General features: G+C 64.7%; 20 protein-coding genes. 13 read left to right on the top strand and 7 right to left on the bottom strand.

From position 1 onward, the window contains the following. The first annotated feature begins 30 nt into the window (after nucleotides 1-30). The 3 genes from egtB to VF716_RS14000 are packed head-to-tail and all read left to right on the top strand — an operon-like array spanning nucleotide 31 to nucleotide 4,064. On the top strand, nucleotides 31-1,326 hold the full coding sequence (gene egtB / locus VF716_RS14010) for an ergothioneine biosynthesis protein EgtB (RefSeq protein ID WP_095460920.1): 1,296 nt from the start codon (nucleotides 31-33) through the stop codon (nucleotides 1,324-1,326). A 2-nt stretch (nucleotides 1,327-1,328) separates the two neighbouring features. Continuing rightward, complete coding sequence (gene egtD, locus VF716_RS14005; RefSeq protein ID WP_011912615.1) at nucleotides 1,329-2,291, top strand: L-histidine N(alpha)-methyltransferase; 963 nt, start codon at nucleotides 1,329-1,331, stop codon at nucleotides 2,289-2,291. A gap of 3 nt (nucleotides 2,292-2,294) precedes the next feature. Continuing rightward, nucleotides 2,295-4,064 carry a S8/S53 family peptidase gene (locus tag VF716_RS14000; protein ID WP_108241627.1) on the top strand — a complete coding sequence of 590 codons (1,770 nt, stop codon included), beginning with the start codon at nucleotides 2,295-2,297 and terminating at the stop codon, nucleotides 4,062-4,064. Nucleotides 4,065-4,070: 6 nt separating this feature from the next. On the opposite strand, the gene VF716_RS13995 is transcribed toward VF716_RS14000, so the two are convergent. Next, the gene (locus VF716_RS13995) at nucleotides 4,071-4,544 is read right to left on the bottom strand and encodes a MarR family winged helix-turn-helix transcriptional regulator (protein WP_079327502.1); all 474 of its coding nucleotides are present in this window, start codon (nucleotides 4,542-4,544) and stop codon (nucleotides 4,071-4,073) included. A 176-nt stretch (nucleotides 4,545-4,720) separates the two neighbouring features. Between VF716_RS13995 and VF716_RS13990 the strand changes: the two genes are divergently transcribed. The 5 genes from VF716_RS13990 (at nucleotide 4,721) to VF716_RS13970 (ending at nucleotide 12,900) form a co-directional block, all read left to right on the top strand. Next, the gene (locus tag VF716_RS13990; RefSeq protein ID WP_048328757.1) at nucleotides 4,721-6,493 is read left to right on the top strand and encodes an N-acetylglutaminylglutamine amidotransferase; all 1,773 of its coding nucleotides are present in this window, start codon (nucleotides 4,721-4,723) and stop codon (nucleotides 6,491-6,493) included. A 137-nt stretch (nucleotides 6,494-6,630) separates the two neighbouring features. Continuing rightward, nucleotides 6,631-8,370 (top strand): N-acetylglutaminylglutamine synthetase, encoded by a 1,740-nt coding sequence (ngg, locus tag VF716_RS13985; protein ID WP_108241626.1) that lies wholly within the window; start codon nucleotides 6,631-6,633, stop codon nucleotides 8,368-8,370. Between the two features lie 124 nt (nucleotides 8,371-8,494). Further along, nucleotides 8,495-9,700 (top strand): osmoprotectant NAGGN system M42 family peptidase, encoded by a 1,206-nt coding sequence (locus VF716_RS13980; RefSeq protein WP_011912610.1) that lies wholly within the window; start codon nucleotides 8,495-8,497, stop codon nucleotides 9,698-9,700. A gap of 196 nt (nucleotides 9,701-9,896) precedes the next feature. Beyond that, nucleotides 9,897-12,641 carry a 7TM diverse intracellular signaling domain-containing protein gene (locus tag VF716_RS13975; RefSeq protein WP_440552758.1) on the top strand — a complete coding sequence of 915 codons (2,745 nt, stop codon included), beginning with the start codon at nucleotides 9,897-9,899 and terminating at the stop codon, nucleotides 12,639-12,641. Between the two features lie 31 nt (nucleotides 12,642-12,672). Then, nucleotides 12,673-12,900: a YheU family protein gene (locus VF716_RS13970; protein WP_440552757.1), complete on the top strand. Its 228-nt coding sequence runs from the start codon at nucleotides 12,673-12,675 to the stop codon at nucleotides 12,898-12,900. Nucleotides 12,901-12,912: 12 nt separating this feature from the next. Here the strand turns inward: VF716_RS13970 and VF716_RS13965 are convergent, their stop codons facing one another. The 5 genes from VF716_RS13965 to VF716_RS13945 all read right to left on the bottom strand — a co-directional run bounded on the left by VF716_RS13965 (nucleotide 12,913) and on the right by VF716_RS13945 (nucleotide 17,738). Continuing rightward, nucleotides 12,913-13,341, bottom strand: coding sequence for a hypothetical protein (locus VF716_RS13965; RefSeq protein ID WP_440552756.1), 429 nt, complete (start codon nucleotides 13,339-13,341; stop codon nucleotides 12,913-12,915). Between the two features lie 112 nt (nucleotides 13,342-13,453). Continuing rightward, nucleotides 13,454-14,584 (bottom strand): MFS transporter, encoded by a 1,131-nt coding sequence (locus VF716_RS13960; RefSeq protein ID WP_440552785.1) that lies wholly within the window; start codon nucleotides 14,582-14,584, stop codon nucleotides 13,454-13,456. Between the two features lie 130 nt (nucleotides 14,585-14,714). Then, nucleotides 14,715-15,530 (bottom strand): SDR family oxidoreductase, encoded by an 816-nt coding sequence (locus VF716_RS13955; RefSeq protein WP_440552755.1) that lies wholly within the window; start codon nucleotides 15,528-15,530, stop codon nucleotides 14,715-14,717. A 238-nt stretch (nucleotides 15,531-15,768) separates the two neighbouring features. Beyond that, nucleotides 15,769-17,424 (bottom strand): cation acetate symporter, encoded by a 1,656-nt coding sequence (locus tag VF716_RS13950; protein ID WP_013982259.1) that lies wholly within the window; start codon nucleotides 17,422-17,424, stop codon nucleotides 15,769-15,771. Further along, on the bottom strand, nucleotides 17,424-17,738 hold the full coding sequence (locus VF716_RS13945; RefSeq protein ID WP_023445032.1) for a DUF485 domain-containing protein: 315 nt from the start codon (nucleotides 17,736-17,738) through the stop codon (nucleotides 17,424-17,426). Before VF716_RS13945 ends, VF716_RS13950 begins: the two co-directional genes overlap by 1 nt. A 280-nt stretch (nucleotides 17,739-18,018) precedes the next feature. Here VF716_RS13945 and VF716_RS13940 point away from each other — a divergent pair, with 280 nt between their 5' ends. The 4 genes from VF716_RS13940 (at nucleotide 18,019) to VF716_RS13925 (ending at nucleotide 21,447) form a co-directional block, all read left to right on the top strand. Continuing rightward, nucleotides 18,019-18,240 (top strand): DUF2061 domain-containing protein, encoded by a 222-nt coding sequence (locus VF716_RS13940; protein ID WP_045631971.1) that lies wholly within the window; start codon nucleotides 18,019-18,021, stop codon nucleotides 18,238-18,240. A gap of 217 nt (nucleotides 18,241-18,457) precedes the next feature. Further along, nucleotides 18,458-19,750, top strand: a complete 1,293-nt coding sequence (locus VF716_RS13935) for a serine/threonine protein kinase (protein ID WP_125459687.1) — start codon at nucleotides 18,458-18,460, stop codon at nucleotides 19,748-19,750. A 4-nt stretch (nucleotides 19,751-19,754) separates the two neighbouring features. Beyond that, nucleotides 19,755-20,510, top strand: coding sequence for an MlaA family lipoprotein (locus VF716_RS13930; RefSeq protein ID WP_013982255.1), 756 nt, complete (start codon nucleotides 19,755-19,757; stop codon nucleotides 20,508-20,510). Between the two features lie 94 nt (nucleotides 20,511-20,604). After that, nucleotides 20,605-21,447: a pirin family protein gene (locus tag VF716_RS13925; RefSeq protein WP_053527657.1), complete on the top strand. Its 843-nt coding sequence runs from the start codon at nucleotides 20,605-20,607 to the stop codon at nucleotides 21,445-21,447. Nucleotides 21,448-21,570: 123 nt separating this feature from the next. Here VF716_RS13925 and VF716_RS13920 read toward each other — a convergent pair whose 3' ends face one another. Then, the gene (locus VF716_RS13920) at nucleotides 21,571-22,518 is read right to left on the bottom strand and encodes a lipid A biosynthesis lauroyl acyltransferase (protein WP_440552754.1); all 948 of its coding nucleotides are present in this window, start codon (nucleotides 22,516-22,518) and stop codon (nucleotides 21,571-21,573) included. Between the two features lie 158 nt (nucleotides 22,519-22,676). On the opposite strand from VF716_RS13920, the gene minC reads away from it, so the two are divergent. After that, a complete protein-coding gene (gene minC, locus VF716_RS13915) occupies nucleotides 22,677-23,402 on the top strand; it encodes a septum site-determining protein MinC (protein ID WP_053527659.1) in 726 nt (241 codons plus the stop codon). Nucleotides 23,403-23,434 lie beyond the last annotated feature (32 nt).

The raw sequence follows: 23,434 nt of genomic DNA, 5'->3' as shown, positions 1-23,434 counted from the left end.
GGTCGTGCAGACACCGCAGGGGGGAACGCCATGGGCAACCTGGCAGAGCAGCCACATCCGCACCCGGCACTCGCCGAACTCGATCAGCTGTTGCAGCGCTACCGCCTGGTGCGCGCCGCCAGCGAGGCGATCTGCACGCCACTGCAGGTGGAGGACTATGTCATCCAGAGCACACCGGAGGTGAGCCCGCCGAAATGGCATCTGGCACACGTCACCTGGTTCTTCGAGACCTTCGTGCTACTGCCCTACCTGCCTGGCTACCGGCGCCTGAACGAGGCCTACGACTACCTGTTCAACTCCTACTACCAGACCCATGGCCTGCCCTTCCCGCGAACGCGGCGCGGCGTGCTGTCGCGTCCGGGGGTCGAGGAGATTTATGCCTATCGCCGGCATGTCGATCAGGCCATGGGCGAGCTCTTGGTAAATCCGCCGCGCGAGCAGGCTGCCGAGATCGTCCGTCGCGTCGGCCTGGGCCTGCAGCACGAGCAACAGCACCAGGAGCTGCTGCTCATGGACATCAAGCACATTCTTGCGCAGAACCCCATGCACCCGGTCTATCGCGACGACCTCGCCAGGCCGCAGCCGAGCAGCCCGGAGCGCCCGCGCTGGCACGAGTTCGCTGGCGGCGTGCAGCATATCGGCCATGCTGGCAGTGAGTTCGCCTTCGACTGCGAGACACCGCGGCACCGCCAGTTCGTCGAAGATTTCCAACTGGCCGAACGCCTGGTGAGCAATGGCGAGTACCTGTCCTTCATCGCCGATGGCGGTTACGCGCGACCGGAGCTTTGGCTGTCGGACGGCTGGGATCTGATCCAGCAGGCTGGCTGGAATGCCCCGCTGTACTGGCTGCGCGAGGATGGCGCCTGGCACGAGATGACCCTCGGCGGGCTGCGCACGCTGGATCTGGAAGCGCCGGTCTGCCATGTCAGCTATTACGAGGCCGACGCCTATGCGCGCTGGGCCGGCGCACGGCTACCCAGCGAAGCCGAGTGGGAAGTGGCGGCAGCCGACCAGCCGCTGCGTGGCAACTTCCTGGAAAGCGATTACCTGCAACCGGTCGCCGCGCCTGCCGGTCACCACGGCCCGCAGCAGCTGTTCGGCGACGTCTGGGAGTGGACCGCCAGCGCCTACCTGCCCTACCCCGGCTTTCGCCCGCTGGAAGGCAGCCTCGGCGAATACAACGGCAAGTTCATGTCTGGACAGATGGTGCTGCGCGGCGGCTGCTGCGCCACGCCGGAATCCCACGTGCGGGTGACCTACCGCAACTTCTTCCAGCCGGCGATGCGCTGGCAGTTCGCCGGGCTGCGCCTGGCCAGGGGGATTTGAACATGGCATTGGCGATACATTTTCACGATCAGCTGCAGCAGCCGCACGAGGCCTCGCTGCGCGACGAGACCCTGGCCGGGTTCGCCGCCACGCCCAAATGGGCGTCGCCGAAATTCTTCTACGATCGTCGCGGCTCCGAGCTGTTCGAGCAGATCTGCCGGCAGCCGGAGTATTACATCACCCGCACCGAGGAGCAGATCCTCGCCGAGGCGGCCAACGACATCCTCGACATCGCCGGCCCTCACAGCGACCTGATCGAACTGGGCAGCGGCGCCAGCCGCAAGGTTCGCCTCCTGCTGGAAGCGCTGCACCCCACCAGCTACCTGGGCATCGACATCTCCGAGGACTTCCTGCTCAGCAGCACCCAGCGCCTGGCCGCGGATTACCCCTGGCTGGAGGTGCATGCTGCCTGCACCGATTTCTCTCATGAGCTGAACCTGCCGGATGATTTCTCCAGCGAGCACCCGCTGGTGTTCTTCCCGGGCTCGAGCATCGGCAACTTCACACCCGCCGAGGCCGCGGCATTCCTGCAGCGCCTGCACGATGTGCTGCCGGCCGGCGGCGGTCTGGTGATCGGCGTCGACCTGGTCAAGGATCGGGCGGTGCTGGAAGCGGCCTACAACGACCGCGCCCATGTCACCGCCGCGTTCAACCTCAACCTGCTGCAGCGCATCCGCAACGAGCTGGACAGTGACATCGACCCGTCGCGCTTTGTCCATCGGGCGTTCTTCAACGAGGGCGAGTCGCGCATCGAGATGCACCTCATCAGCCCCGAGGCGCAGGATGTGACCATCGAGGGCCGACGTTTTCACTTCGATGCCGGCGAGAGCCTGCATACGGAAAACTCCTACAAGTACACGCTGGACTCCTTTGCCGCCCTGGCCGACTCCGCCGGCTTCGACTGCCGCGGCCAGTGGACCGATCCGCGCGGGCTGTTCAGCGTCAACTACCTGCAACGGCGTTGACCCATGACGTGTCGATTACCTGCTTCGTTCGCCCTCGGCCTCGCCATGTTCGGGGCCATGGCCACCGGCCCGGTGGCTGCCAGTGAGGAACTGCGCATCGCCCAGCTCACGCGGTGCGGCGATCTGTTCGCCGAGAACGCGCTTAGCTGGTGCCTGAATGCCCGAGGCCTGCCCCGTGCCGACGTGCAGCTGAAGCTGAGCGGCGAGGCGCTGCCCGCCGAGCAGATCAGCCGCGACGGCAATCAGCTGCGTCTGACCCTGCCCGCCGACCAGGTCCGCAGCGGCCCGCTGTGGATCGAGCACGACGGCAAGCGCAGCAATCCGGTCTGGCTCTCGGCAGGTCGCAGCCAGGTACTCGCCGCCAAGCCCGACGAGGTGGCGCGCAACATGGATGACCTCACCACCTATGTCGATCTGGTCAGCCTGATCATCGAGGAAGACCACGAAGGTCTGGAGAAGGCCCGCCAGCTGGCCGAAAAGTACGGCGCCGAGGTGGTCGGTGCCATCCCGCCGCTCAATACCTACCAGTTGCGCCTGCCGGTGAAAGACCTGACCGAGCGCGATGCCATGGTGCTTCGCCTTGGCAGCGAGGTCGGCGTAGATGCCGTGGTGATCGAGGAATCCGCCGCGGAAAGCGACGAACAGGACAAACAGGAACGGCCGCGCCGGCAGAATCGCGAATGGGCGGCCAACCGCTTTCTCGATGCTGTCGACTATTACCGCGAGCGCATCCCGGATGACCAGCGCGCCGCCGACCGCGCGCCGGTACGCATCGGCATCATCGAACGCGCGGTGGACTTCGACGCCCCGCACTTCGCCGAATACCTCCAGCCCTGCGATCCGCGCCAGCAACGCACCTGCCTCTATGCCCGCGACGCCGACAAGCCGGACAACCACGGCAGCAGCGTGGCCGGCATCCTCGCCGCCCACGCCAGCGACGCCCGAGATCAGGGCTTTCTCGCCTCCCTGGACGGCACCGGCCCGGGTTTCGAGGTGATCGTCGAGCGCAACTCGGACGCCGGCATCACTGCCAATGTAGCGGCCTCGGTGAATCTGGTCGAAGACGGCGCGCGGATTCTCAACTGGAGCTGGGGCATCCATCGCATCGGCACGGTGGACGTGGAAGGTGAACCGGTGGATTCGCTGCTGCGCTCGGGCATCGCCATGAGCGGCTACGAGGAGCTGCTGGAAGAATTCTTCCTCTGGCTGCGCCGCGAACATCCCGACGTGCTGGTGATCAACTCCGCGGGCAACGGGTCGGCGCACTCCGGGCGCGACGATTATCGCCTGCCGTCGTCCTTCATCACCGAGCAGCTGCTGGTGGTCGGCGGCCACGAGCGCAACGACAAGAAGGATGTCTCGGTGGAACACCCGGACTATGTGCGCAAGCGCAAGTCATCCAATGTCGACATGCGTGTGGACATCACTGCCGCAGCCTGTACGCGCGCCGCCACGCTCGATCCAGAGCAGCGCGGCGACGTGCACTGCGGCACTTCCTACGCCACACCGCTGGTGGCCGGCGCGGTGGCGGCCATGCTGTCGGTCAATCCCGAGCTCGAACCCGATCAGGTGCGTGAACTGCTGCGCCGCAGCGCCATGACCATCGGCCGCGACTCGGACTTCGAACCGGCCGAGGCGGACGACCTTACCGCGCCGATCCTGCCGTCCGAGCGCGGCTATCGGCTGGATGACAGCGATGTCGGCCGCTCGGCTCGGCTCGACATGCGCAAGGCCCTGGAACTGACGGTCAAGAGCCTGGAGAACACGCGCTAGGCCACGTCACTCCATGTCGCCACAGAGCTCGGCGGCACGCAGCAAGGCCGCCGTCAGCGCGTGGCGCTCCCACGGCGGCAGCGCGGCGAAACGTGTGCGGAATTCCGGCGGCAGCAACGCCGGTGCGTCCTGCAGCAATTCCCGGCCGCTGTCGCTGAGCAGCAGCCATTGGCGGCGGCGGTCCTGGTCGTCGCGCTGACGTTGCAGCAACCCGCGTTCCTCCAGTCGATCGAGCTGACCGGACAGCGTCGCGGCGGTCAGGCTCACGCGCCGGCTCAGGGCACTGGCGGTCATCTGCCCTTCACCGGCCAGCACCTGCAGGATCATCAGCTGCACCGGGCTCAGGCCGCCGTAACGCGCCAGACGCTTGGCATGCACTTCGGCATCCTGCTGCAGCCGGCGCATGGCCTGGAACAGCGGCAGTTCGAAGGCCTGAACCTCCAGCGCATTGATTTCATTTGAAACTGTTTCTTCAGCCATAATCACGCTTTCATTGACCCACTCACTTTGACATCAAAGCATTTTTTTGCTTTGGTGTAAAAAGATGACTGACCCGGCCTCACGCCGATCCAGCGCCGCTGCGCTGGTCCGAAAAGCTGAACTTAGGCGATGACGGGTCAGTCACACTCCCCAACGGCAAAACCGGTAAGGACCTTATGTGTGGCATAGCTGGAGAACTTCGTTTCGATAACCGCCCCGCCGATCTGGCCGCGGTTGAACGCATCACCCAACACCTGACCGCACGCGGCCCGGACGCGTGCGGTTTCCACAGCCAGGGGCCGCTGGCCCTCGGCCATCGACGCCTGAAGATCATGGATCTGTGTGAGGCGTCCGGCCAGCCGATGATCGATTCGGCTCTCGGCCTGTCGATGGTCTTCAATGGCGCCATCTACAACTACCCCGAACTGCGCGCAGAGCTGGAAAACCTCGGCTATCGCTTCTTCTCCGAAGGCGATACCGAAGTGCTGCTCAAGGGCTACCACGCCTGGGGCGAGGCATTGCTGCCACGCCTTAATGGCATGTTCGCCTTCGCTATCTGGGAGCGCGACCGCCAGCAGCTGTTCATCGCCCGTGATCGCCTCGGCGTCAAGCCGCTGTACCTGTCACGCACCGACCAGCGCCTGCGCTTCGCCTCCTCGCTGCCGGCCCTGCTCAAGGGCGGCGACATCGCCGGTGTGCTGAACCCAGTGGCGCTGAACCATTACATGAGCTTCCATGCCGTGGTGCCGGCACCGGACACCCTGATTGCCGGCATCGAGAAGCTACCCCCGGCCAGCTGGATGCGTGTCGACGCCGATGGCACGACCACCACCGAGCGCTGGTGGGAGCTGCAGTTCGGTGCCCGCGAAGACGAGCGCGACTACAGCTTCGAAGACTGGAAGCGTCTGACCCTGGACACCATGCGCGAAGCGGTGGCGATCCGACAGCGTGCCGCAGTGGACGTCGGCGTGCTGCTGTCCGGCGGCGTCGACTCCAGCCTGCTGGTGGGTCTGCTGCGCGAGGCGGGTGTCGACGACAACCTGCTGACCTTTTCCATCGGCTTCGAAGACGCCGGCGGCGAGCGCGGCGACGAGTTCAAGTACTCGGACATCATCGCCAAGCACTACAACACCCGCCATCACCAGCTGCGCATCCAGGAAAAGGAAATCCTCGAGCAGCTGCCGGCAGCCTTCCAGGCCATGAGCGAGCCGATGGTCAGCCACGACTGCATCGCCTTCTACCTGCTCTCACGGGAAGTGGCCAAGCACTGCAAAGTGGTGCAGAGCGGCCAGGGTGCGGACGAGCTGTTCGCCGGTTACCACTGGTATCCGCTGGTCGATGGTGCCGAGGACCCGGTGGCGGCCTACCTCGCCGCGTTCCGCGACCGCAGCTACGAGGAATATGCCCAGACCATGCAGCAGCAGTGGGTGCAGGGCGATTTCTCCGGTGATTTCGTGCGCCGCCACTTCGCCCAGCCGGGTGCCGACGCCGCGGTGGACAAGGCGCTGCGCATCGACAGCACGGTGATGCTGGTGGATGACCCGGTCAAGCGCGTGGACAACATGACCATGGCCTGGGGCCTGGAGGCGCGCACGCCGTTCCTCGATTACCGCGTGGCCGAACTGTCGGCGCGGATTCCGGCGAAGTTCAAGCTGCCCGAAGGCGGCAAGTACGTACTCAAGGAAGCCGCACGCCAGGTGATCCCCGCCGCGGTGATCGACCGGCCCAAGGGCTACTTCCCGGTGCCTGGCCTCAAGCACCTGCAGGGTGCCACGCTGAACTGGGTGCGCGAGATGTTGCTCGACCCCAGCCAGGAGCGCGGGCTGTACAACCCGCAGATGCTGGAGAAGCTGCTCGCCGATCCGGATGGCCAGCTTACCCCGCTGCGCGGTTCCAAACTCTGGCAGCTGGCGGCGGTCAACCTATGGTTGAGCGAACAAGGCCTCTAGGGGCATCGATGAGGTCGCGCCATGGCTAGACGGCCCCAATAACCCGCTCACGAACGGCTGCGGCTGGCACGCGCCACGGGGGCGACCGTTTCGCCCCGCCGCTGGCCGGTTCGTGACTTAGCATCAAGGAACGTACCATGCAGAAGTCCCAAGCCTACGGTCAGCGCCTGCTGCGCGGCCAGGCCCCGACCTACCAGCGGTTGCAGGCACGCTTCGCGGAGGATGGTCAGGAAGAACCCTGTGGGCCCGTGGTCCTGCACTGCGGCTGGGGGCGCATCCTTGTCGGCCACACCTATTCGGATCCCGCGCAGCTTGCCGCCGAGCTGCTCAACGAGCAGGCCGGCGAACGCGATATCGCGTTGTACGTGGCGGCGCCCCATCAGGTCCTGTCCTACGCACCACAGCAGCTTTTCCTCGATCCCTCCGACACTCTGCGCATCTGGTTCAGCGACTACCGCCCGTCACAGAAGCCATTTCGCGGCTTCTGCGTGCGCCGCGCCCAGAGCGAGACGGACTGGCATGCGATCAACGGCCTCTATCAGTCGCGCGGCATGATGCCGGTCGACCCGGAGCGCTGCACGCCACGCGAGCAAGGCGGGCCGGTGTACTGGCTGGCCGAGGACGACACCTCCGGGCAGATCATCGGCAGCGTGATGGGCATCGATCACCACCGCGCTTTCAATGATCCGGAAAACGGTTCGAGCCTCTGGTGCCTGGCAGTCTCGCCCAGTTGCCCCCGACCCGGCGTCGGCGAGGCACTGGTACGCCATCTGATCGAGCACTACATGGGGCGCGGCCTGGCCTACCTGGACCTGTCCGTGCTGCACGACAACCAGCAGGCCAAGGCGCTCTATGCCAAGCTCGGCTTCCGCGACCTGCAGACCTTCACCGTCAAGCGCAAGAACAGCTTCAACCAGCCGCTGTTCCTCGGCCCGGGGCCGGAAGCCAAGCTCAACCCCTACGCCAAGATTATCGTCGACGAAGCCCGCCGGCGCGGCATCGAGATCGAGGTCAACGATGCCGAGGCCGGACTGTTCACGCTCACCCAGGGTGGTCGGCGGGTGCGTTGCCGGGAGTCGCTGTCCGATCTCACCTCGGCCGTGAGCATGACGCTCTGCCAGGACAAGCGCCTGACCCACCGCACCCTGTCCCACGCCGGGATCTGCCTGCCGGCGCAGCGGCTGGCTGGCACGGCGGAGGAAAACGCCGCCTTTCTCGCCGAACATGGCAGCGTGGTGGTCAAGCCGGTGGATGGCGAGCAGGGCATGGGCGTGGCGGTGGACCTGCGTGACGGTGCCGAGATGGAGGAAGCGATCCAGCGCGCCCGCCAGTACGACAGCCGGGTGCTGCTGGAGAGCTACCATCCGGGCCTGGACCTGCGCATCGTGGTCATCGGCTACGAGGTGGTTGCGGCAGCCGTCCGCCGCCCCGCCGAAGTCATCGGTGACGGCCGCACCCGCATCGGCGCGCTGATCGAGAAGCAGAGCCGGCGGCGCCAAGCCGCTACCGGTGGGGAGAGCCAGATCCCGCTGGACGAGGAAACCCAGCGCTGCCTGCGTGACGCCGGTTTCGATTTCGACAGCGTACTGCCCGAGGGCAAGCGCCTGTCCGTGCGGCGCACCGCCAACCTGCACACCGGCGGCACGCTGGAGGATGTCACCGCCCAGCTGCACCCGGTGCTGATCGATGCCGCTGTGCGTGCCGCCCGCGCGCTGGACATCCCGGTGGTCGGCCTCGACCTGCTGGTGCCGGCGCCGGACCAGCCGGAGTACGTCTTCATCGAAGCCAACGAGCGCGTCGGCCTGGCCAATCACGAGCCGCAGCCGACCGCCGAGCGCTTCATCGACCTGCTCTTTCCGCTCAGCGTCGCTGGCTGATCGCCTCCCGCCCGGCCTCGGCCGGGCGCAGGCCATCCATCGACGGGCAGCCCACGGGCGCCCATCACGCTGTCTCCATTCATTTCATCGGGTGGCTGCAAGGCCGCCGTCAACGGGAGGTTCCATGACCGCACAACTACCCGAGCCCGATCTCAACTACATGCAACGGGTGCTGCTGGAGATGCTCGCCATCCCCAGCCCCACCGGCTTCACCGACACCATCGTGCGCTATGTCGCCGAGCGCCTGACCGAACTGGGTATCCCCTTCGAGCTGACCCGCCGCGGCACCATCCGCGCCACGCTCAAGGGGCGCCGTTACAGCCCGGACCGCGCGGTCGCCGCTCACCTGGACACCATCGGCGCCATCGTCCGCGAGATTCACGATACCGGCCGCCTGGGCCTGGCGCCGGTGGGTTGCTGGTCGAGCCGCTTCGCCGAAGGCAGCCGCGTCAGCGTTTTCACCGATACCGGGGTGATCCGCGGCAGCGTCTTGCCGCTGCTGGCCTCCGGGCACGCTTTCAACACCGCGGTGGACGAGGCTCCGGTCAGTTGGGACCACGTCGAACTGCGCCTGGACGCCTACACCTACAGCCGCAACGAAACCTGTGCGCTGGGGGTCAACGTTGGTGATTTCGTCGCCTTCGATCCCATGCCCGAGTTCACCGAGAGCGGCTACATCAGTGCTCGCCACCTGGATGACAAGGCCGGTGTCGCGGCCCTGCTGGCAGCGCTCAAGGCCATCGTGGAAAGCGGCCGCGAGCCGCCGATCGACGTGCACCCACTGTTCACCATCACCGAGGAAACCGGCTCCGGTGCCGCCGGCGCCCTGCCCTGGGATGTCAGCGAGTTCGTCGGCATCGACATCGCCCCCGCCGCCAAGGGCCAGGCCTCCAGCGAGCATGCGGTCACCGTGGCGATGCAGGATTCCGGCGGTCCCTATGACTTCCACCTGTCGCGCCATCTGCTCAAGCTCGCAACCGAGCACGAGATACCGGTACGCCGCGATCTGTTCCGCTACTACCACAGCGATGCGCAATCGGCCGTGGAGGCCGGGCACGATATCCGTACCGCGTTGCTGGCCTTCGGCTGCGACGCCACCCATGGGTACGAGCGCACCCACATCGACAGCCTCGCCGCCATGAGCCGGCTGCTCTGCGGCTACATGCTCAGCCAGCCGGTATTCGCCAGCGATGCCCAGCACGCGAAGGACTCTCTGGAGCGCTTCAGCCATCAGCTGGAGCACGATGCGCAGATGGAAAACGATACCCGCGTGCCACCGGTGGATACCCTGATCGGCCGCCATTCCAATCCGCAGGAGCGCAACAGCTGAAATCCGATTGCGTGACAAGCCGCCTGCTTTGCCGCAGGCGAGGCTTGCCGCTCGGCGCGTAACTCGGCAAAGTTGTCCGGACAAGGACGTGCGGCACTCTGAAGGCGCCATGTAGAGCCCGAAGGAATCGGTACCGTCACACCGCTCTACTAATCTGTGTCGCCCTGCCCAACGGGCGCACCTGCCGGATCGAAAAATGTTGCCGCGTTTATGCCTGGCTCTGCTGCTGTTTTGCCTGTCGCTTCAAGCCTGGGCATTCACGCCTGTGGTGCTCGACTCGATCGATACGCGCCAGTCCCTCGGCAATGGCACCTTCTACCTGGAAGACCGCACCGGCCGTCTGGACGTCGATGAGGTCCTCGCACTACCGCCCGAGCGCTTTCGTGCCGTCGAGGGTGGCCACGTCAACGAAGGCAAGAACAGTTCGACCTGGTGGCTGCGCGCCGGTCTGTCCAACCGTCTCGCCGAACCGCTGAGCGGCTTCATCGAGATCAACTACCCGCTGCTCGACCATATCGAGCTGTTCCTGCGATACCCCGATGGCAGTCTGAGCCAGCAGTTGACCGGAGACCTCCACCCGTTTGCCGAGCGCCCGGTGAAGGTCAGCAATTTCTGGTTTCCGGTGAACCTGCCGCCCGGCGAAACCACCCTGCTGCTGCGCATCAAGACCACCAGCACGCTCTACGTGCCGCTGTACTTCAGCACCTACAATGCCAGCGCGTCCCAGCACGAGGAGCTGAACGGGCTCAGCGGCGCCTTCTACGGCGTGCTGTTCGCGATGTTCTGCTACAACCTGTTCCTCTTCGCCTCGCTGCGTGAGCCGGCCTATTTCTGGTACCTGGTCTATACCCTCAACGTCGGCCTGTTCGCCCTGTCCTTCGACGGTTTCCTGGTCAAGTGGCTGGCCGACGATGGCGGCTGGGTCGCTCAGGGCATCTACGTGCTGATGTTCAGCCATTGCCTGATCGCCATCCAGTTCAGCCGGCACTTCCTGCATACCCGCGAACTGTTCCCGCGACTCGACCTGCTCCTGCGCTGCACCCTGCTGGCCGCGTTCGGCAGCATGATTTCCGGCCTCGTGCTGGACGTGCAGAGCTGGAGCATCCTGGCGAGCATCACGGTGATCATCGTGTCGGCCGGGCTGCTGCTGGCGGGCGCCTTCGTCTGGCGCCGAGGCGTGCGCTACGGCGTCTACTACACCCTGGCCTGGGGCGTGCTGCTGGCATCCTTCATATTGGTCACCGCCGGCTCCCTCGGCATCGAGCTGTTGGGGCTATACGGGGCGGCCGTGGTGAAAGCCAGCGTCGCCTTCGAGCTGATCACCCTGTCCATCGGACTTGCCGACCGTATCAACCTGCTCAAGGAAGAGGGCTACCGCTCCCGCGAGGCTGCCGAGCGGGCCGCCAGCGAGAACGAGGCCAAGAGCCGCTTCCTCGCCAAGATGAGCCACGAGATCCGTACTCCGCTCAACGGCGTGCTCGGCATGCTGCAGCTGCTGCGCGAAACGCCGCTGGATCGCAGCCAGCGGTTCTACCTGGATACCATCTCCAGCTCCGGCAATTCGCTGATGGCAGTCATCAACGACATTCTCGACTATGCCCGCATCGGCTCCGGCAAGCTGAGCCTCGAAGACATCGACTTCGACCTGGAAATCCTCATCTCCGAGACCATTCGCCTGTTCACCGCCCAGGCGCTGGAAAAGCAGCTGAGCCTGCACGTCGGCCTGGAGCCCGGCGTCCCGCGACGCATCCGCGGCGATCCCACCCGCCTCAAGCAGATTCTGATGAACCTGCTGAGCAATGCGCTGAAATTCACCGAACATGGCCATGTGCTGCTGGAAGTGTCCAGCCGGCAGACTCAGGACGGCTCGCGGCGCCTGGTGTTCTGCGTCAGCGACAGCGGCATCGGCATGCGCCAGGAGGTTCTGGCTCAGCTGTTCGAATCCTTCTCCCAGGGCGACTCCAGCACCACGCGCCGCTATGGCGGCAGCGGGCTGGGCCTGGCCATCAGCAAAGAGCTGGTGGAAATGATGAACGGCCATATCGAGGTGCAGAGCGCACCGGGCCGTGGCAGCCGTTTCTGCTTCGAGATTCCTTTGCATGCCGCCAGCGACGTGGAAGACCCGCTGAGCCAGCTGCTGGCGGGCCGACCGGCGCTGCTCGCCTCGCAGGACGCCCAGGGGCTGGAGGCACTCAGTCATCTGCTGCGTCGCTGGGGCATGCGTACCGAGCGTTGTCAGGACCCGGAGCGCCTGCCGGATTGCCTTGCCGACTTCACCGCCCCGCCGTTGCTGGTACTGCTGGCGCCCTGGCCGGGCAGTCCGAGCCAGTGGCTGGAACGTCTGCGCCCGCATCTGGAGAGCAATCAGCGCGTGCTGATGCTCTATTCACCGATTCACGAGCCGCCACCCGTCACGCCGGGGCTGCGTCTGGTCAGTCTGGCGCTGCCGCTGCAGAGCGCGCCGCTGCGCGAGGCATTGCAAATGCTCTACGCCCAGGAACCGGCAACCGCCGGCGAGCGCGGTTCACCCTCACCGGCGCAGCCGCAGGGCGAACCCTGCATCCTCGTCGCGGAAGACAATCCGGTGAACCAGATGGTGGTGCGCGGCCTGCTGAAGAAACGCGGCTACGCCGTGCAGCTCGCCGACAACGGCCGCCAGGCCGTGGATCTCTACCGCCGCGATCCGCACGCCGTTCAGCTGATCCTGATGGACTGCGAAATGCCCGAGCTGGACGGTTTCGAGGCCAGCCGCCAGATCCGTGAACTGGAAGCGGAACAGCAGCTGCAGGCCGTGCCCATCATCGCGGTGACCGCCCATGTGCTGGCCGAGCACCGCCAGCGTGGCCTCGACGCCGGGATGGACGAGTTCATCGGTAAGCCGCTGGAGAGCCGGCAGCTGTATGCTTGCCTGGACAGCTACCTGCAGGGCGGCGCGACCTAGCATCGCCCCTCCGTCTTATCGAAGAAGCCCCATGCTCATACCCCACGACCAGCTCGAACCGGACACCCTGACCCGCCTCATCGAGGATTTCGTCACTCGTGACGGCACCGACAACGGCGACGAAACGCCACTGGAAACCCGGGTCGCGCGGGTACGCCGCGCCCTGGACAAAGGCGAAGCCGTTATCGTCTTCGATGCGGACAGTCAGCAGTGCCAGCTCGCGCTCAAGCGCGACGTGCCGAAGGAATGGCTGGACTGACGCCTCAGCGCATCAGCCGAGCAACCCGCTTTCCCGCTCCCAGGCGCACCGCATGCGCATATCGATGTGCTGCGGGCTGTGACTGCCCGTTTCGGTTTCCCAGCGAAAGGTGTGGGTGCCATTGAGTTCGGTCTCCAGATGCACCACGGCGCTGGTCCAGTAGAGCTGCTTGAGCAGCGCCTCGAAGCGCTGCACCCACAGCGCCCACTCGTACTCGACGGCGCGGTAACTGGCGCCGAAGTGGATCACCTGGGTCTGGTACAAGCCCAGGTCCTCGTCACGGCAGAAGGAAAACATCTCGCGGCCGATGAACGGCCAGGCCTCACCCTGCGGCAACGCCTGCACGGCGGCGAGATTGTGCGCCCGGCGCTGGCGGCACTGCTCGAGGTCGGCGGACGGCCAATCGCGGATACAGCCATAAACGATGGATTCAGACTCCAAGCAGAACTCCGGCGCGCTAGGTTGGGACAGGGACGGCGAGCTTTCTAGCACAGCATGGCGAGCCGGTCATCCGCGGCACGGCAAGCGGTGACGCAAGCCACAGCAGGACCACTCAGCGCTCGACATGGCGTGGCCGCAGGCGCATCGCGAGCAGCGACATGCACGCCGCCATGCCGGTCAGCACCAGGAACGGCATGCGGTAGTCCCCGGCCAGATCGCGGCCGAGTCCGGCCAGCACCGGGGTCAGGCAGGCCAGGCAGTAGCCGGTGCAAAGCATCATCGCGGTGAGCCGACTGACGGCCAGCGGCGTACCGGCTTCGTACATCGGCGAGATCAGCGCCAGGGAAAAGGTGCCATTGAGCGCAACACCCAGCAGCATGCAGACCAGCAACGGCTGCCAGCCGGGTCGCAGCGCGATCAGAGCCAGGCACAGCGTCGCCAGCACACCGCAGGTCGCCATGATGCGATGACGGTTGCCCAGGCGCTGCGCCAGCCAGGGCATGGCGAAGGCGCTCGGCAGGCCGATCAGCATGAAGCCACTGAAGAACGCATTGCTCTGCATCAGGCTGTAGCCCACCTCGTGATAACGCGCCACCAGCCAGGTGGCCAGCGCGTAGAACAGCCCGGCCTGCAGCGCGAAGTAGATGCTCAGCAGCCAGGCCCGCGGCTCCTTCCAGGGCAGGCCGGCAGCGCTTTCACTGGCAGCTTCCGGCTGATTGGGCAGACGCAGCCAGATCAGCAGCGCCATTACTGCCGGCAGCGCCCAGATCGCCAGGCCAGCCGTCCACCGCTCGCCCAGCACCTGGGCCGCAGGCGCCGTCAGCACCACTCCGAGGGTCCCGCCCACCGCCATGCTCAGCGAGTACCAGGCGGCGACCTTGCCCATGCGTTCGAGGAAGTAGCGTTTGATGAAGCCGGAAAGCAGCGGACCGGCAACGGCAATGCCGGCACCGACCAGACCGGCAGTGACGATCAGCAACACGGCATTGTGGCCGAACAGACGCAGCACCAGCGCCGCGGCGATCAGGCCAAGACACAGGGCAATGCTGCGCTCCAGCCCGAAGCGCACCGCCAGCCGCGGTGCCAGCGGCGCCAGCAGGCCCATCAGCAATACTGGCAAGGCAGTGGTCAGGCTGATCAGGCCACGGGACAGGGCCAGCTCTTCGGCGATGCGTTCGATCAGCGGGGCGAAGGAGGTGATGCCAGGGCGCAGGTTGATCGCTGCCAGCACCAGGGCCAGCATCAACAGTCCGCGGGACGGAAAATTCACAAGCGTTCCACAGGGTTACGGCACAAAACCGGACAGGCAACCCTACTCCCGACCCTCTCTGGAGGCAACCACAGCGGCCGCTGAAGACAGCGGCCGGGCGGTTTCAGACAGCCTTGCTCTTGGCCCGCTTCTTTTCAGCGAGCAGCGCCATCTCGTCATAGATCGCCTGCGGATTCTGCTGCTTGACCTTCCAGGCCATGCGCCCCTCCTCGTGCGGCAGGATCATGAACTCGCCCTTGGCGACCTGCTGGTGGATGTAGTCGGCGATGTCCGCCGCGGTGATCGGCGAGGATTCCAGCAGCTTGCCGATCTGCGCCTTGACGTTCGGCGTCGGCCCGCGGAAGGAGTCGAGCAGGTTGGTCTGGAAGAACGAAGGGCAGACCACATGCACGCCGACCTCGGCCTGGCGCAGCTCGACCAGCAGGCTTTCCGAGAGGGCCACCACGCCGGCCTTGGCCACGTTGTAGTTGCTCATGCCCGGCGCCTGCATCAGCGCCGCCATGGAGGCGATGTTGATGATCTTGCCCTTGCTCTTCTGAACCAGCGGGAGGAACGCCTTGCAGCCCTTGACCACCCCCATCAGGTTGATCGCGATCTGCCAATCCCAGTCTTCCAGCGACAGCTCGTCGAAGAAACCGCCCGATGCCACGCCGGCGTTGTTGACCACGACATCGATGCCGCCGAGCTTCTCTTCGCAGGCCTGGGCGAAGGCGATCAGCTGGCTGTAGTCACGCACGTCACAGCGCATGGTGAAGCCATCGCCACCCGCCTCACGAACCATTTTCAGGGTTTCCGCCAAGCCAGCCTCATTGACGTCGGAAAGCGCCAGCTGCCAGCCATCACGAGCCCAGCGCAGGGCGATTTCCCGCCCGAGTCCGGAACCGGCGCCGGCGCCGGTGATCATCATGCGATTGTGCATTGTTGTGCTGCCTTTGTTGTTCGGGTAGTGGCAGCGAGTCTAGCGAATGCCCGGAGCCGTACCGGCATCCATCAGATTGATGAATGCCCCTGGCAAACCCTTGGCCAATGGGGCTGACCGCCCGGTCCCCGGCAGGCAATATGACGGCAACATGGGCGCGGTGCAGGTCGGTGATTTGCCCGCCACCAATGAAAAAGAGCAGCCCGTGGGCTGCCCTTTCGCTTGCCGGCTGATCGCCTTAGTGAGCGACGGCGCCGGTTGCACCCAGACCGGTCTGCGAACGGACGAACTGGGCGAAGAAGCGCTCACGCTCCTCCCCTGCCCGCTTGGAGTTGTCGGTAACCGAGAAGAACCAGATACCGACGAAGGCGGCGACCATAGAGAACAGCGCCGGGTACTTGTAGGGGAAGATCGCCTCGGCATAGCCGAACACGTCGACCCACACGGTGGGGCTGATGATGGTCAGCACCAGCGCGGTGATCAGGCCCAGCGCGCCGCCGAACAGCGCACCGCGCGTGCTCAGCCCCTTCCAGTACATGGAAAGGAACAGCACGGGGAAGTTGCAGCTGGCGGCGATGGAGAACGCCAGGCCGACCATGAAGGCGATGTTCTGCTTCTCGAAGATGATGCCGAGCAGAATCGCCACCACGCCCAAGGTCAGGGTGGTCAGCTTGGTCACACGCATCTCGTCCTCTTCCCGCGCCTTGCCCTGCTTGATCACGCAGGCATAGAGGTCATGGGAAACCGCCGAGGCACCGGCCAGGGTCAGGCCGGCCACTACGGCGAGAATGGTGGCGAAGGCGACCGCGGAGATGAAACCGAGGAACAGATTGCCGCCCACGGCGCTGGCCAGGTGGATGGCGACCATGTTGGTGCCGCCGACGATCGCACCGGTCACGTCCTTGAAGTCCGGGTTGGTGCTGACCAGCAGGATCGCGCCGAAGCCGATGATGAAGGTCAGGATGTAGAAGTAGCCGATGAATCCGGTGGCGTAGAACACGCTCTTGCGCGCTTCCTTGGCGTCGGACACGGTGAAGAAGCGCATCAGGATGTGCGGCAGGCCGGCGGTACCGAACATCAGTGCCAGGCCCAGGGAAATCGCCGAGATCGGGTCGGAAACCAGACCGCCCGGGCTCATGATCTGCGCGCCTTTCTCGTGGATCTTCACCGCTTCGGCGAACAGGCTGCCGAAATCGAAGCCGACGGTCTTCATCACCATGATGGCCATGAAGCTGGCGCCCGACAGCAGCAGGACCGCCTTGATGATCTGCACCCAGGTGGTCGCCAGCATGCCGCCGAACAGCACGTACATGACCATCAGCACACCGACCAGCACCACAGCCACGTAGTAGTCCAGGCCGAACAGCAGCTGGATCAGCTTGCCGGCACCGACCATCTGCGCGATCAGGTAGAAGGCCACCACGATCAGCGAGCCGAATGCCGAGAGCAGACGGATCTGCGTCTGGCCGAGGCGATAGGACGCCACGTCGGAGAAGGTGAACTTGCCCAGGTTGCGCAGGCGTTCAGCCATCAGGAACAGGATGATCGGCCAACCGACGAGGAAGCCGATGGAGTAGATCAGGCCGTCATAGCCGCTGGTGTAGACCAGCGCGGAAATGCCCAGGAAGGACGCCGCCGACATGAAGTCGCCGGCAATCGCCAGACCATTCTGGAAGCCGGTGATGCTGCCGCCGGCAGTGTAGTAGTCAGCGGTCGAGGTGTTGCGCTTGGCCGCCCACTTGGTGATGCCCATGGTGAACACGATGAACACCACGAACATGATGATGGCGGTGTAATTGGTGGCCTGCTTCTGAACTTCGCCGGTAATGGCATCGGCGAGCAGCGCGGGCGAGACTGCCAACAGCAGGGCAGTCATCAGGAAACGCAGGATCATTATTTCTGTGCCTCGTTGAGGATTTCCTGGTTGATGCGATCGAACTCACCGTTGGCACGCTGCACATAGACACCGGTCAGGATGAACGCCATGAAGATCACCCCGACGCCAACCGGAATGCCCCAGGTGGTCACGGTATTGGCGGACAGCGGAATGCCGAGGATCTTCGGCTCGAAGGCGATCAACAGGATGAACGCCAGGTAGGCGCTGAGCATGACGGCCGACAGCAGCCAGGCGAAACGCCCGCGCTTGGCCACCAACTCCTGGAAACGCGGATTGGCATAAATCTGCCGGTAAACATTTTCATTGTGCATTGGAATCTGTCTCCACGGTCGCTACCCCCCGGTGGGAGCAGGGGCGGCTACTTTAGGCGTGGGTCGGGCGAACGCCACCCGACTTTGGTCTGAATGCGGCTTGCGAAAAGGCCCGACATAGAGCCGTCGAACCCCATGAACAGGCGCTTCGCAACAACTCCAAACACAAATAGTGTGGCGCTATGTCGCACATGCAAAACGGTGATTTCAGTCATTGGATGATCTCACCCAGACTCTCTCCATCACGAGAACGATTCTCGACTGCACAAGGAGACGGGCCATGCTCAAGACCGTGACGTTCACCCTGATGCACTTCTGCATCGCCTTTTCGGTGACTTACGCGCTGACCGGCAGCATCGCCATCGGCGGACTGGTCGCTGCCATCGAGCCGCTGTGCAATTCGGTAGGCTTCTACTTTCATGAGAAGGTCTGGCAGCGATTCGAACGCAACAAGCGCCGCGCCGCGATTCCCAAGCATGCCTGGCTGCATCATCAGGCGTGATGACCGCAGCAGACGAGTCATCTAGCCCGACGGTTCGCCAGCAACTGTCGAGCCTCCGGCATCTCCATCCCCGCGCGGGGAACGAATTCCCCGCGCCGCTGCCATAAAAATACTGGCTTGCATTGCGCTGCCAATGCAGTTCTGATGGGACAGGCGGCACGAGACATCCGTTGCCGCCTCGCTACCGGCCGCGATGGCCTGGCAACGGAGACACACCATGCAGCTGTTGTTGCGTCTGACCACCCTGCTCGCCCTGATCGTTACGCCGCTGCATGCGGCCGATCTCAGCATCGAGGAGTATGGCTACCCCCTGGCCAATCCTTTCGAAGCGACCATCGCCGGCACGCCGAGCGCATTGCGCGCCGAGGTACCCAGTGACGACGCCATCGACCAGGCTGACTACAGCCTGCGGCTGCGGCCGGAGCGCGAATTCACCCTGCCGGACAACTTCTGGCCGGTCAAACAGCTGCGCTATCGCCTGGCGCGCCAGCGCGGGCCGGCGCCGCTGATCTTCATCATCTCCGGTACCGGTGCGCATTACTCGGCAGGCAAGACCGAGGCCCTCAAGCGGCTGTTCTACGGCGCCGGCTACCACGTGGTGCAGCTGTCTTCACCGACCAGTTACGACTTCATGTCCGCGGCCTCGCGCTACGCCACACCGGGCATCAGTACCGACGATGCCAAGGACCTCTACCGGGTCATGCAGGCCATTCGCGCCAGGCACCACAAGCTGCCGGTCACCGAATTCCACCTCACCGGCTACAGCCTCGGCGCACTGAACGCGGCGTTCGTCAGCCAACTGGACGAAACCCGCCGCAGCTTCAACTTCAAGCGCGTACTGCTGCTCAACCCGCCGGTGAACCTCTACACCTCGGTCGGCAACCTGGACAAATTGGTGCAGACCCGCGTCGAAGGCATCGACGACCACACCACCTTCTATGAGGTGGTGCTGGAAAAGCTCACCCGCTACTACCGGCAGCGCGGCTACATCGACCTCGACGAGGCGATGCTCTACGACTTCCAGCAGTCGGCGCTGAAGCTCAGCGACGAGCAGATGGCCATGCTGATCGGCTCGGTGTTCCGTTTTTCCGCGGCCGACATCAATTTCACCTCGGACCTGATCAACCGTCGCGGGCTGATCGTGCCGCAGGACTATCCGATCAACGAGGGCACGCGTCTGGAGCCATTCTTCAAGCGCGCCCTGCTCTGCGATTTCGACTGCTACATCACCGAGCAGCTGATCCCCATGTGGCGAGCGCAGTATGACGGCGGCAGCCTGCCGCAGCTGATCCAGCAGGTCAGCCTCTATGCCCTCGAGGATTATCTGCGCCAGAGCCCGAAGATCGCGGTTATGCACAATGCAGACGACCTGATCCTCGGTGCCGGTGATATCGGCTTCCTGCGCCGCACCTTCGGCGATCGCCTGACGCTGTACCCGCGCGGCGGCCACTGCGGCAATCTCACCTACCGCGTCAACGCCCAACACATGCTGGAGTTCTTCCGTGGCTAAAGGAATGCTGTTGCCGCTGCTGCTGCTCAGTGGTCTGGCCTTCGCCGACACACCGGCGGTCGACGAGGATGGTTTCACCCATCCGTTACGCAACCTGGAGTTCAATCCGGGGCTGGACCAACGTGAGTTCGAGCGCGCTACCTTTCAGGCGCTGGACGTCTACGACCCGTTCGAATCGGTCAACCGGCGCATCTACCACTTCAACTACCGGCTCGATCAATGGGTGATGCTGCCGGTGGTGCGAGGCTATCGCTATGTCACGCCGCAACCGGTGCGCACCGGCGTGAGCAACTTCTTCGCCAACCTCGGGGAGATTCCGACGCTGTTCAACAGCGTCGCGCAGCTCAAGGGACAGCGTGCGGCGAATGCCACCGCCCGCTTTCTGTTCAACAGCATTCTGGGCGTCGGCGGACTCTGGGACCCGGCCACGCGCATGGGTCTGGTGCGCCAGAGCGAGGACTTCGGCCAGACACTCGGGTATTGGGGCGTTCCCCAGGGGCCCTACCTGATCATTCCGGCTCTCGGCCCCTCCAACCTGCGCGATGCCACCGGCCGCGTCACCGATTTCGCCGTCGAGCGACAGGTCGATTTCCTCCAGTACGCCGAGACCACCGGTGGCGAGTTGAGCCTGACCGCGTTGCGCGCCATCAACGCCCGCCACGTCACCAGCTTCCGTTACGGCCAGCTCAACTCGCCGTTCGAGTACGAGAAGGTGCGCTATGTGTATAGCCGTGCGCGGGATCTGATGGTGGAGGAATGATCCAACTAATTGATTGTTTATAGCGATAATGCGCAACCGTTAATCGAAGCCGTACGTTTACGCTGGAGACATTCCAGACCGAGAGGCATTCGATATGTCCCAGCGTGAAATCCTTTCCATCACCACCGGCCGCCCGACTTCCGATGGCGCCGGCGTCAGTCTCACGCGCGTATTTGGCGGCGCCGCGCCGGAACGCTTCGATCCGTTCCTGATGCTCGACGAGTTCGGCTCCAACGATCCCGACGAGTACATCGCCGGCTTTCCGCCACATCCGCACCGCGGCTTCGAAACCATCATCTATATGCTCGAGGGGCGCATGCGTCACGAGGATCACATGGGCAATGTCGGGCGGCTGGAAAGTGGCGGCGTGCAGTGGATGACCGCAGCGCGCGGTGTAATCCACAGCGAAATGCCGGAGCAGGAGCAAGGCCTCATGCGCGGCTTCCAGCTGTGGCTGAACCTGCCCGCCCACGCCAAGCTCGGCGAGCCGGGCTACCGTGACTTCGCACCGGCGGAAATTCCACAGCTGACGCTGCCAGGTGGCGTACAGGCGAAAGTCATCGCCGGCACGCTGAAGGGCGACGGCATCGAGCAGCCGGGCGTCGTGCAGCGTCCGGATACCGAGCCGCAGCTTTTCGATCTGCATCTGCCGGCCGGTAGCGGTCTCAGCCCGCAGGTGCCGGAAGGCCATCGGCTGCTGCTTTACGTCTACGAGGGTGCGCTGCGCGTTGGCGAACAAACGTTGGCCAAGGGTCAGCTGGCGCGCCTGTCCGAGCATGGCGAGCTGCGGTTGCACAGCGGGTCGGACACGCGAGTGCTGCTATTGGCCGGACGCCCCCTGGGCGAACCCATCGTGCAGTACGGCCCTTTCGTGATGAACAGCCGCGAGGAGATCGAGCAGGCGCTGCGAGATTTCCGCGATGGAACGCTGGCCTGATTCGGCTGGGTCGACTGGATGGCCGGAACCACCGGGACGCCGCCCGGGATGTAGCCAGCCGTCACCTATGGGGTGGCGTTAGCGCACCACACGCCCACCACGCTACACGGGCAGGAAAGCGCATTACACCGCCTTGCGCTTCTTCTTTTTCTTGTACAGCCCCGGCTCGCCGTCCGGCCGGGTCTTGAAGCGCCGGTGCGCCCAGAGATACTGCTCAGGCAGGGCGCTGACGGCCTCCTCGACCCACTGATTGATGCGCAGACAATCGGCCTCCTCGCTCTCGCCAGGGAAATCCTCCAGCGGTGGATGGATCACCAGCCGATAACCCGAACCATCCGCCAGGCGCTCCTGCGTGAACGGTACGACCTTGGCCCTGCCCAGCCGAGCGAACTTGGTGGTGGGGGTCACCGTGGCGGCCTGGATACCGAACAGCGGTACGAACAGACTCTGCTTGCGGCCATAGTCCTGATCCGGCGCGTACCAGATGGCGCGGCCGGCACGCAGCACCTTGAGCATGGCCCGCACGTCTTCCCGCTCGATGGCGCTGGCGTCGCGGTTGTGCCGCTCGCGTCCGCGGCGCTGTACATAGTCGAACAGCGGATTCTTGTGCTCGCGGTACATGCCATCGATGGTGTGCCGTTGGCCAAGCAATGCGGCACCGATCTCCAGCGTGGTGAAATGCAGCGCCATCAGGATCACCCCCTGCCCGGCCGCCTGGGCCTGCTGCAGATGCTCCAGTCCCTCGATCGTTGCCAGCCGCTGCAGGCGCGCCTGCGGCCACCACCAGCTCATCGCCATCTCGAAGAAAGCAATGCCGGTGGACGCGAAGTTCTCGCGCAACAGACGTTCACGCTGCGCCTGGCTGAGTTCGGGAAAGCACAGTTCCAGGTTGCGTCGCGCGATGTAGCGCCGGGAACCGGCGAATCGGAACATCAACGCGCCAAGCCCACGGCCCAGTTGCAGCAAGAGCGGATACGGCAACTGCACCAGCAGCCAGAGCAGTCCAAGCCCCAGCCACAGCGGCCAGAAGCGCGGATGCAGGAAGTACGCACGAAACTGAGGACGGTCCATGAATAGCTCGACAACCGATGAAGCGACGCATTCTAGCGGCAAAAGCCGAGCTTGACCGAGCCTCGGCGCACCAGTGATCGCCCCGGACACACGCGGCGGGTTGCAGGCAGCGGCACACCTCGTTATAAGTCCTCGCCATTTACCGCAGCAGGCAGACCATGAGCCAAGCCGACCTCCCCGACCAGTCCCCAGCCTTCCAGCTCAAGGGCAGCATGCTCGCCATCACCGTGCTGGAGCTGGCCAGCAACGACATCGAACGTCTCGACGAACAGCTCGCGGCCAAGGTCGAGCAAGCCCCGGACTTCTTCAACAATACGCCGCTGGTCCTGGCGCTGGACAAATTGCCCGAGGCGGCGCGGGAAATCGACATCAAGGCATTGGTCGCACTCTGCCGCAAGCATCGGTTGCGCACCCTGGCCCTGCGCGCCAGCGAGCCGGCGCATATCGAAGCAGCGGCGGCGCTGGATCTACCGGTGCTGCCGCCTTCGGGGGCTCGCGAGCGCCAAGTCGACCTGGCATCGAAGGCACCGGCCAAACCGGCCGAGCCGGTTTACCGTCCGACCCGCGTAGTCACTACGCCCATCCGCGGCGGCCAGCAGGTCTATGCACAGGGCGGCGACCTCATCGTACTGGCGCCGGTAAGCCCCGGTGCGGAACTTCTCGCCGATGGCAACATCCATGTCTACGGTCCGCTTCGCGGTCGCGCACTGGCAGGTATCAAGGGCGACACCTCGGCGCGGATCTTCTGCCAGCAGCTCGCAGCGGAAATGGTCTCCATCGCCGGCCAATACAAGGTCGCCGAGGACCTGCGACGCGATCCTCTCTGGGCTGAAGCGGTACGCATCAGCCTCTCCGGCGACGTGTTGAACATCACCCGCCTTTAACGGATACTGCCGCGAATTTTCAAGGACCAAAC

The organism is Stutzerimonas sp. Brlt_14 (assembly GCF_051948915.1).
Taxonomy (GTDB): Bacteria; Pseudomonadota; Gammaproteobacteria; order Pseudomonadales; family Pseudomonadaceae; genus Stutzerimonas; species Stutzerimonas stutzeri.
The sequence above is the reverse complement of the archived record's forward strand: the minus strand, read 5'-3'. Positions and strand labels throughout refer to the sequence as shown.